The organism is Vibrio sp. D420a (assembly GCF_030248625.1).
Classification (GTDB): domain Bacteria; phylum Pseudomonadota; class Gammaproteobacteria; order Enterobacterales; family Vibrionaceae; genus Vibrio; species Vibrio fortis_A.
In genome coordinates this window covers 1-8,701 of the sequence record NZ_JAHGAN010000015.1, presented here as the reverse complement: position 1 = coordinate 8,701, position 8,701 = coordinate 1, and the positions used below count along the sequence as shown (strand labels likewise).

At 41.5% G+C, this 8,701-nt stretch carries 10 protein-coding genes and 1 pseudogene; 6 read left to right on the top strand and 5 right to left on the bottom strand.

Annotation, left to right across the window (positions count from 1 at the left end):
* On the top strand, positions 1 to 382 hold a 382-nt coding region (locus KI743_RS11630; RefSeq protein WP_285466513.1), incomplete at its 5' end, for a transposase.
* Between the two features lie 22 nt (positions 383 to 404).
* Here the strand turns inward: KI743_RS11630 and KI743_RS11625 are convergent.
* The 3 genes from KI743_RS11625 to KI743_RS11615 all read right to left on the bottom strand — a co-directional run bounded on the left by KI743_RS11625 (position 405) and on the right by KI743_RS11615 (position 2,773).
* The gene (locus tag KI743_RS11625) at positions 405 to 746 is read right to left on the bottom strand and encodes a hypothetical protein (protein ID WP_285466512.1); all 342 of its coding nucleotides are present in this window, start codon (positions 744 to 746) and stop codon (positions 405 to 407) included.
* 115 nt (positions 747 to 861) lie between these two features.
* Positions 862 to 1,521, bottom strand: coding sequence for a hypothetical protein (locus tag KI743_RS11620; protein WP_285466511.1), 660 nt, complete (start codon positions 1,519 to 1,521; stop codon positions 862 to 864).
* 337 nt (positions 1,522 to 1,858) lie between these two features.
* A complete protein-coding gene (locus tag KI743_RS11615) occupies positions 1,859 to 2,773 on the bottom strand; it encodes a GlxA family transcriptional regulator (RefSeq protein ID WP_285466509.1) in 915 nt (304 codons plus the stop codon).
* Between the two features lie 118 nt (positions 2,774 to 2,891).
* Here KI743_RS11615 and KI743_RS11610 point away from each other — a divergent pair, with 118 nt between their 5' ends.
* Positions 2,892 to 3,410 carry a cysteine hydrolase family protein gene (locus KI743_RS11610; protein ID WP_285466508.1) on the top strand — a complete coding sequence of 173 codons (519 nt, stop codon included), beginning with the start codon at positions 2,892 to 2,894 and terminating at the stop codon, positions 3,408 to 3,410.
* Between the two features lie 107 nt (positions 3,411 to 3,517).
* Here the strand turns inward: KI743_RS11610 and KI743_RS11605 are convergent, their stop codons facing one another.
* Complete coding sequence (locus tag KI743_RS11605; protein WP_285466514.1) at positions 3,518 to 4,393, bottom strand: LysR family transcriptional regulator; 876 nt, start codon at positions 4,391 to 4,393, stop codon at positions 3,518 to 3,520.
* Between the two features lie 120 nt (positions 4,394 to 4,513).
* Between KI743_RS11605 and KI743_RS11600 the strand changes: the two genes are divergently transcribed.
* The 3 genes from KI743_RS11600 to KI743_RS11590 all read left to right on the top strand — a co-directional run bounded on the left by KI743_RS11600 (position 4,514) and on the right by KI743_RS11590 (position 6,394).
* Positions 4,514 to 5,167 (top strand): glutathione S-transferase family protein, encoded by a 654-nt coding sequence (locus KI743_RS11600; protein WP_285466507.1) that lies wholly within the window; start codon positions 4,514 to 4,516, stop codon positions 5,165 to 5,167.
* A 716-nt stretch (positions 5,168 to 5,883) separates the two neighbouring features.
* The gene (locus KI743_RS11595) at positions 5,884 to 6,120 is read left to right on the top strand and encodes a hypothetical protein (protein WP_285466506.1); all 237 of its coding nucleotides are present in this window, start codon (positions 5,884 to 5,886) and stop codon (positions 6,118 to 6,120) included.
* Entirely contained in the window at positions 6,092 to 6,394 is a 303-nt protein-coding gene (locus KI743_RS11590) for a type II toxin-antitoxin system RelE/ParE family toxin (protein WP_285466505.1), read from the top strand. The genes KI743_RS11595 and KI743_RS11590 overlap by 29 nt, the downstream gene beginning before the upstream one ends.
* A gap of 1,016 nt (positions 6,395 to 7,410) precedes the next feature.
* Here the strand turns inward: KI743_RS11590 and KI743_RS11585 are convergent.
* Positions 7,411 to 7,803, bottom strand: coding sequence for a hypothetical protein (locus tag KI743_RS11585; protein ID WP_285466504.1), 393 nt, complete (start codon positions 7,801 to 7,803; stop codon positions 7,411 to 7,413).
* A gap of 89 nt (positions 7,804 to 7,892) precedes the next feature.
* Between KI743_RS11585 and KI743_RS11580 the strand changes: the two are divergent.
* Positions 7,893 to 8,701 (top strand): annotated as a pseudogene (locus KI743_RS11580) (IS110 family transposase); the annotation flags it as partial.

The window sequence follows — 8,701 nt, the reverse complement described above, 5'->3', positions numbered from 1 at the left end:
AAACACAATATTGCAGAGCGTCCCAGGAATAGGAAACATTGCCGCTGCATCAATAATTAGCAACGTACCTGAGCTTGGCTATATCACGAACAAACAAGCTGCATCACTAATTGGTGTCGCTCCAATCACACGTGAAAGTGGACGCTATAAAGGTAAGCGCGTAATCCAAGGTGGTCGTTCGCAAGTGCGAACCGTTTTATACATGGCGATGATGTCAGCCATGCAATGTAACCCTATATTTAAAGCCACTTATGCTCGACTTTTAGATGCCGGAAAGCCTAAGAAAGTCGCAATAATCGCCTGTGTAAGAAAGATGGTTGTGACCCTTAACTCGATGCTGAGAGATGGCGCCATGTGGGATGAAAATATAGCCAAAAACTAATCATTGACGCCATAGTCGTTTGTTATGCGCGTACTTCACCATTAACTGATTCAAGATATTCTTTTAGTTTCTTGGATCTAGATTTTGATATTAACAACCCTATTGGTTGCAACAAGACAATGGCCAATATGAAGGAACTTAGAATGACATTTCCGTAAACAAAACCGACTATTACATTAATCAACAGCCCGATCATTACGACAATATAGCGCCAGTATTCAATATTTAACTCGTAGGTATTCCGTTCAGTGTTGTGAGATATTGATACTGGGTATGACAACAGAGACAGACGAACAAATATACTCTTATTGCGTATTTTTGCTTTGAACCCTCGTTTTAGCAACTCTTCTAATAACTTATTCATTCGATATCCTTTTTGAACGATATAGCGCATAACGCCAAATTATGGTGTGAACAACGCTAACACCTTACCTAAATCATTGTGCCATAAACACTAAACTCACTTGAAGTGAGGGCGCCTAGCGTTGTGAATCACTCTTAAATTTATTGTTAAGTTTCTTTTCCCAAAATTCGTATTTGTCTGAATGTAAATAACCTAAGTAATGTAGCCTTTTCGCTAACTCTCTATACTTGTTGTAGTAAAACCCCGGTACAAACTTATCATCTGATAACTTTTTGTATGCAGCAATGTATTCGGACATACGTGTTACATAAAGTGATGCTGTACAAATTGACTCATAAATCATGTAGTCCGTTGTTGTCCTTTTTCCCTCAAGGTAATAAGAATTTTTCTTTATCCCGTGCTCATAAGTAGTGACGAAATATGGCATAGTCATTAATTGATATAACGTGTAGTCCCGCTCTTCGACCTTTATCGTGAGGTCATGGTTTGTTAGGCACTCTTTAACTTGAGTTTCTAACTTTTCTAGACAGCGAGTAATCTCTTGTTTTTGACTGTCATTAGATAGCTGAGTGATCTGTTCTTGTTGATACTTTAATGTTTTAAGTACAGCCCAGAACGCGAATAATGCGATAAGAGGAGCGACCGTGCCAGATAAGTAAGCCCCATAGGATGCTATGAATGTCGTATTTGTTTCTAGTGTTGGCAGATTCAAAAAGGGCAGAATAGCAAGAATGCTGCAGCTAAGGACGCAAATTATCACTAGTCTTTTAGACACTTAATACTCTCCATCTATGATTGAAACTTAACGCTTATTAGACGACACGTAGTCGTCTTTCATCCTTCGATAGTGCAATTTTTTCATATTGATTCAACTGACAATCAATAAGTTATACCACATGAAGTAAAGTTAGACTGCAAGATGTCTCCTAATGATGAGAATGAACAATGATCAACCCAATCGAATAACTTTAAGTAGGGCAAATGCACGCCCCCTTAAAAATGTAGAGTAATAGCTCTGAACGATTTTGGGGCAGAGATAAGTTACGGCAATGGTCTGCAACCTGTGATCACCAAGCGATTCTGTCGTACCTTAACTACCAACCGATTTTGTATCAGGAAAATCTCTTTCGAAACTCTCGTGGAGTTAATCCAACAATATTGATAAAGGCCTTTCGACATGCACTGATATCTTCGTAACCAACTTGATTGGCTATCCATTCAAATGAATACTTTGTACTTTCCAAGTAGTCACATGCATTCTGTATTCTGAGACGCTGCAAATACTGATTTGGGTTGTAACCCGTAGCCTTTAGGAACCGTCTTTGCATAGTACGTTCAGTCATGCTTACTTGCTTCGCTAGCTGATGTATCGATAACGGCTCCGTATAACCTTGATGCATTATTTGTTGAACCGAAACAATCACCAAATCACCATGAGCGAACGATGGTTTGAATTGTTGATAATAGCTTTGTTCTCTCTGCGCAGTATCGATAACAAGTGTTTTACCAAGTTGGCGAACAACCCGAGGTGAGGAATATTTAGAGACCAGTTCAAACCCGAGATCCAGCCACGACATCATACCGCCCGCCGTCACTATGTCGCCGTGATCGATCAATATCTTATTACTGTTAAGTGGAATCTCCGTAAACATTCTGGCAAATGTTTCTGCTAACGCCCAATGGGTTGTCACTTCTCTTTTACGAAGCAAGTTCGTTGCGGCCAGAATAAATACCCCCGCGCAAGCAGATGATAGAACTGTACCCTTGGAGTACTGCTTTCTAAGCCATTCAATAAGTTCGGCTTCAGGTGCTAAGTAATAATCGTCTATTGAAGCTGGCGGTAGCAAAACAACGGTAAAACTATCCTCTATCAACTCATCATGCGAAATAATGACTGGTTCAAATAAGACCTCAATCTCTTGTTCTCGACAAACTCTGCTTGCAAGCAAAAACATCTCTTCAAGACCAAAAACCGCAGACTTCAATACTGAAGGATACTCACAAATTCCAATGGATATTTTTGTCATACGACTCTCTATATATGTCGATTATTGCCCTTTTTATGTCATTTTAACCACTAAAAAGACTACAGCAAGTTGCTCATAATTTTCCTGAACAAAAAGTTAAAAAAACAGGAGATCAAAAATGAACAAAACTGCATTACTTATAATTGATATACAAAATGATTACTTTCCTAAAGGTAAATTCCCATTATGGAACACAGATAAGATCTTGATAAACATTAAAGAATTAATTGCTAAAGCTAACCAACATCATGTTCCGGTCTTTCTTATCCAACACGTATCTTCGGCTCCTAAAGGAATGGCACCTTTCTTTGAAAAAGGTAGTGAAGGAGCGAATATCCACCCAGAAATAATCGCGATATGCCCTAATGCAGAAGTCGTACAGAAACAGCATGCAGATAGCTTTTATCAAACTCAGTTAGAGAAATCACTGGAAAAGTTAGATATTGATGAGTTACTGATATGTGGGATGATGACACAAAATTGCGTTACGCATACTGCTATATCAAAGAAAGCAGAAAAGTATAAAGTTTCAATTATTGAAGATTGTTGCACAACTACAGATGCGATGATTCATAAAATTGCTTTGAATGCTGCATCACCTCGCGTACCTCTAGTAACGTTTTCCGAAGTGTTATAGAAATAGTCATAATTAAATGTATTGAAACCTCACTGGTATCGCTTTCTATTGAGGTTTCGCTTTAACGAACAATGGAGCAGATATGTGCTAGCGCATATCTGCTGCTTTCAATCAATTGCACCAAGTTTATCAATAACAAAATCTAAAAAGGCTTTCACTCGTTCAGGTTGATAAACACCTCCACAGTAGAGAGCGTTCAACGGATACTTAAGTGGTTTAAAACCGATATCAAGCTTTTGCAATAGTCCCTTTTTCACATAAGGTGCAGCGATAATATCGGGTTGATAGCTTGCTCCGACTGCTGAGAGCGTCAACTGGCGAATAAGCCGTGGACTATTACTTTTGAAAACGGCTCGTACGGAGAGACTATTACCAGTATTGCTCTGGTTCAAAGCGCTGGCCACAGGCCAACGAGCTGTGGAGTGAAGATTGTTATCTATAAGGCATGGCAATTGTTTCAATTCCATATCATGCCGATACTGTTTTGCTAAGTCAGGTGCGGCATACACTGAACTTTGAAGTGACATTACCTTACGATATCTTAAGTTGGAGTCTTCGAGTTCACTGGCACGGAAAGCGATGTCTATGCCGTGCTCCACTAAATCCAGTTTTTGGTTGGTAACGATGATATCAATCTGAATATCTGGATATCGAGCGTGAAACTCAGGAATAAGTGGGCTTAATAATTCCTCTGCAAAACCCTGCGAAGCTGTTACACGCAAAGGCCCCGAAGCCTCTTTATTATTTGAGTTAAGCTGATGATATAGCTGGTCAAACTTAGCCAAAACTTGTTGTGCTTGAAGGTAGTATTCTTGGCCAGACTGATTAACTGAAAGCTTGCGGGTAGTGCGATGAAACAGTTTGACTCCAAGCTGCTCTTCGACGCGGTTAACGTATTTGGAAGTCAAAGATTTAGAAATACCTAAACGCTCTGAAGCAGCGGTAAATGAGCCTGTTTCTATTACTGCCACGACTGTTCTCATTCCATCGATAGTGTCCATAATTTATCAACATGCTGGAAATTATCATTCCATGTTAGCGGGGTTTTTCTTCTTCGCAAGTTGTTCTTAAATATAGAACAGACAAATAGTTAGGAGAAAACAATGATCAAGCTATATTGGCACCCTATCTCAGGACACGCACACCGCGTGCACATGCTATTAAGTATCCTCGAATTGGATTTTGAACTCATTACCGTCGCTTTACCGGCTGGGGAACATCAACGGTCAGAGTTTTTGGCACTTAACCCGTTTGGTCAAATACCAGTATTAGTCGATGGTGAAACCGTCATTTCTGACTCAAACGCGATTCTGGTTTATCTCGCGACCGTTTATGATAGAGAAAAGCAATGGCTTCCCGAGTCGCCTCTAGTACGTGCGAATATCGAGCAGTGTCTTTCTCTTGCCGCTCACCGACTAGCAGGTTCAGTCGCCAAACTACGCACAGCGAACTTATTTAATCGCAACATAGACAGTGAGCCACTCACTCAAGAAGCACATAAGCTACTCAAGCAACTTCAGAATTACCAAAACGGCCGCCAATGGTTGGTCGGAACAAAGCCCACGATTGCGGACTTAGCGCTCTACAGTTATATCAAGTTAGCACCAGAAGGCGGCATAAGCTTAGCTGATTACCCTGCTCTTGAAGCTTGGCTCAAACGAGTAGAAGGGCTATCTGGCTTTGTGCCTATGCAACTTTCGAATGTCGGACTGCGGAAGGAAAAACTAAATAGTGATGTTAGCGAAAACCATTATTGATAATTGCTCAACTCACTTTGCCTTTACTATCTAGCTAACCGTTTTTAGGTATTGGGTACCCCTTTGAAGTAGAGTGAGTTCTCCACTCACTCTTGCTTTGTCACGTTTAACTGATTCGAACTTAGCTTGTTGAGAGTTAAGTAGGGCTAATTTTTACTGGTTTCTTATTTCGATCAAAAATGAATAAAAGTAATCCAAAAAGCAACTTTCTGAATTATTGCATTAATCAGGCGTAACTTCGAATGGGGCAAAATCTTCTTAGCTAGGCCCATTGCCTCCTAACCAAAACTTCTGGGGACAATGGGGGTTGTTTTGTGCAAAAACGGAGTTGGGGATAAGATAAATTCAGCTTTATTAAAATCACTGAAGTTCGCTATTTTACTGGGCTAGAGCGACATAATCAGACTACCTAACATCCCGACAGTCCCACCTTAAAGCCTCTGGGGACAATGGGGGTTGTTTTTAACCTAAAAGGGTGAAAGGTTAGGTGAAAAACGTTCAAGGTCTAACACGTTTTTGGGCAGAAGCTGTTACTAGTTGACTAAATGACGCATTCTCCCAGGTATGAGGGAGCCATCAGAAAAGCACCACCTTATAGGTCACTTATGATAAGTGCAAAGCCCGCTAGCAAGGCTTTTGTAGCGAATTGCTACATACGATGCAATGCGCTACAATTAACATCAACAAACAAATGACCATCGACCAAGGTAAGACATATGGCTACGACAAGCGTTAGGCTTGATGAAGGCCTAGTAGATAGAGCTGCAACCATTGGAACAGCTTTAAATCGAACGACCCCCAAGCAAATTGAGCATTGGGCGAAAATAGGCAAGATCATGGAGGATAACCCTGACTTAACCTACGAGTTCGTACTGCAGGCAATCATCGCTAAAGCCGAATTAGAGCACGGGAATACGACCGCTTATGAATTTAGCGAAAGTAACAAAGATTGAGCAAACTACAACATTTGCTAAGACGGTAAAAAAGCTACACAAAAACCAGAAACAAGATCTAGATAAAGCAGTGAAAGAGGTTATAGAAAACCCTTTTATTGGCGTGATGAAGAAAGGCGATCTGTCTTTTCTTAGGGTGCACAAGTTTAAGATGAACAAACAGCTCACCTTGCTTGGGTACAACTACGATGAAGACGGTACGTTAGTCCTGACCTTAATGGCGTTGGGCAGTCATGAGAACTTTTATCGAGATGCATCCAGAATATTTAGATAATCAAAGCCTCGCCAAGCGCGAGGCTTTTTTGTGCCCCTCGAACACCTACAAACAGCTTGAAAAAGAACTTAAGGTTAGCTCACGCTGTAGGAAAAGTGGAATCACCCCCTACTCAAAACTCTGGGGACAATGGGGGTTGTTTTTGATGAAATCAGGGTAGGGAACAGGCACATTCTGGCTTTGTGAAAAGCGCTCAACCTCCCTACCTTACTGGGCTGAAACGATATATTAAAACTCCCTAACTCACCCACTATCCCACTCAAAAACCTTTGGGGACAATGGGGGTTGTTTGCGTGAAAATAGGGTAGGGTACATGTTCATTCTGGCTTTATGGAAAGCACCCAAGAGCCCTATTAATCTGGGCGGCAGCGTCACGTCGAAAGGAACCAACACACCCACGATCCCATTCAAAAAACTTTGGGGACAATGGGGGTTGTTTTGCGTAAAAACAGAGTGGGAAGCATGCTCACTCAGTCTTCATGAAAAGCACCCAAACACCCTATTTCATTGAGTTTCAGCGGCACATCGAAACAAGCTAATACCCCCACGGTCCCACCCAAAAACCTGGGGACATTAGGGGTTGTTTGCGTGAAAACAGGGTAGGGAACAGGCTCACTCTGCCTTTATGGAAAGCAATCAAACGCCTTATTTATCTGGGCTTCAGCGGCACATCGAAACGAACCAAACACCCACTACCCCTCCCAAAACCCTGGGGACAACGGGGGTTGTTTTGAATGAAAACAGAGTAGGGAACATGCTCATTCTTGCTTTGTAGAACGCAACCGAATGCTCTATTTCATTAGGCTGCAGCGACACACAGAAACGAGCCAACACACCCACGATCTCACCCAAAAGCCTTTGGGGACAATGGGGGTTGTTTTTGAGTGAAACTGAGAATAATAGAGAGGTAATATGTTTGAAGCCCTAACCCACTTTTGGACACAAACGCGTTGGACTAATGACTCTAACGCACTTATCTGAGGTTAGATAAAGTACCTTGAAGCCTTAAATGCTTGTTATGTACGGTGCCACAAAACTTGCTGCCAATGCTCACGGCTTAAAGCACTTTTTGGAATATAAATATTACGTTTCTGCATGCTATCTTCAAAATATGAAACCTTGGCTGTCGACCAAAGACCAAAAGGAAGAAAGCTACACGATATAGTTACATCGCAAGCGAACCCTTTGAAAAGCAATTTCCCACCTGACGTTTGCAGCGCACTATTCCTGAGCTTACGCCACAGCATAAATATTCTAATGGTTGTACCAATACACATAGAAAAAACAAAGAGCACTAACCATTGATTGTTACCACTTGAGAGCCCAAACAAAACAAGCGACAAGAACGCTATATAGACGAATTCCGTGAAAACATATTTGCAAATATTTAATCTAATATTAATGTCCATATTTCTTCCTAGTACATAACAAATGACATGGACTCCCCCTACCGAGGCTCTGCCACACTTATGTGGTACTTAAATGCATCGGAGGCACCATGTCTGATTATTCTTATTTTTGCGGTATCGACCTAGCTAAAAACTACTTTAGCCTTCATGCCGTAGACCAAAATGGTAAAGTCATACTTCATAAGTCAGTAACACGCTCTAAACTATTGACTACAATAGCAAATATGCCACTCATGCGTATAGGCGTTGAAGCGTGTGGTAGTGCACATTATTGGGCCAGAACACTCAATAAACTGGGTCATGACGCCCGCATTATGGCTGTTAAATACGTAATTCCTTATCGAACTAAGGGAAAGAACGACCTTAATGATGCTGTTGCTATTTGTGAAGCTGTTCAGCGACCCTCAACTCGCTTTGTGCCCATAAAATCCCCCGAACAGCAAGCCATCCTATCTGTACATAGAATAAGAGAGCATTGGGGTCGTGAACGCACCGCGCTTATGAATCGCATGCGTGCCCTGCTTTCGGAATTCGGATTAATCATTCCTGTTGGTCGTTCTTCATTGATGAAACAGGTTCCCTTAATGCTGGAAGATGCAGAAAATGAACTGCCACTCCTAGCAAGAACATTGATAGCTGATGCTTATCACCACCTTGACGAACTCAACCAACGTATCGCCGATACTGAACAAGTCTTCGATTCTTTCGCCAAGGTCAGCACTAATGTCAGCGAGTGATGAAGGTTCGAGGTATTGGGCCACAAACCGCAACAGCGATACTCGCTTCAATAGGTAACGGCTCTCAATTTGATAAAAGTCGCGACTTCTCTGCTCGGTTAGGCTTAGTGCCAAAGCAATATTCCACAGGAGGAAAGCCTCGGTTAGGTCGAATAACCAAA

What these genes read in the sequence shown, in the direction of transcription:
- KI743_RS11625 (WP_285466512.1), bottom strand. Translation starts at nt 746, where the DNA reads ATGAATAAGTTATTAGAAGAGTTGCTAAAACGAGGGTTCAAAGCAAAA.
- KI743_RS11615 (WP_285466509.1), bottom strand. Translation starts at nt 2,773, where the DNA reads ATGACAAAAATATCCATTGGAATTTGTGAGTATCCTTCAGTATTGAAG.
- KI743_RS11610 (WP_285466508.1), top strand. Translation starts at nt 2,892, where the DNA reads ATGAACAAAACTGCATTACTTATAATTGATATACAAAATGATTACTTT.
- KI743_RS11605 (WP_285466514.1), bottom strand. Translation starts at nt 4,393, where the DNA reads ATGAGAACAGTCGTGGCAGTAATAGAAACAGGCTCATTTACCGCTGCT.
- KI743_RS11600 (WP_285466507.1), top strand. Translation starts at nt 4,514, where the DNA reads ATGATCAAGCTATATTGGCACCCTATCTCAGGACACGCACACCGCGTG.
- KI743_RS11595 (WP_285466506.1), top strand. Translation starts at nt 5,884, where the DNA reads ATGGCTACGACAAGCGTTAGGCTTGATGAAGGCCTAGTAGATAGAGCT.
- KI743_RS11590 (WP_285466505.1), top strand. Translation starts at nt 6,092, where the DNA reads ATGAATTTAGCGAAAGTAACAAAGATTGAGCAAACTACAACATTTGCT.
- KI743_RS11585 (WP_285466504.1), bottom strand. Translation starts at nt 7,803, where the DNA reads ATGGACATTAATATTAGATTAAATATTTGCAAATATGTTTTCACGGAA.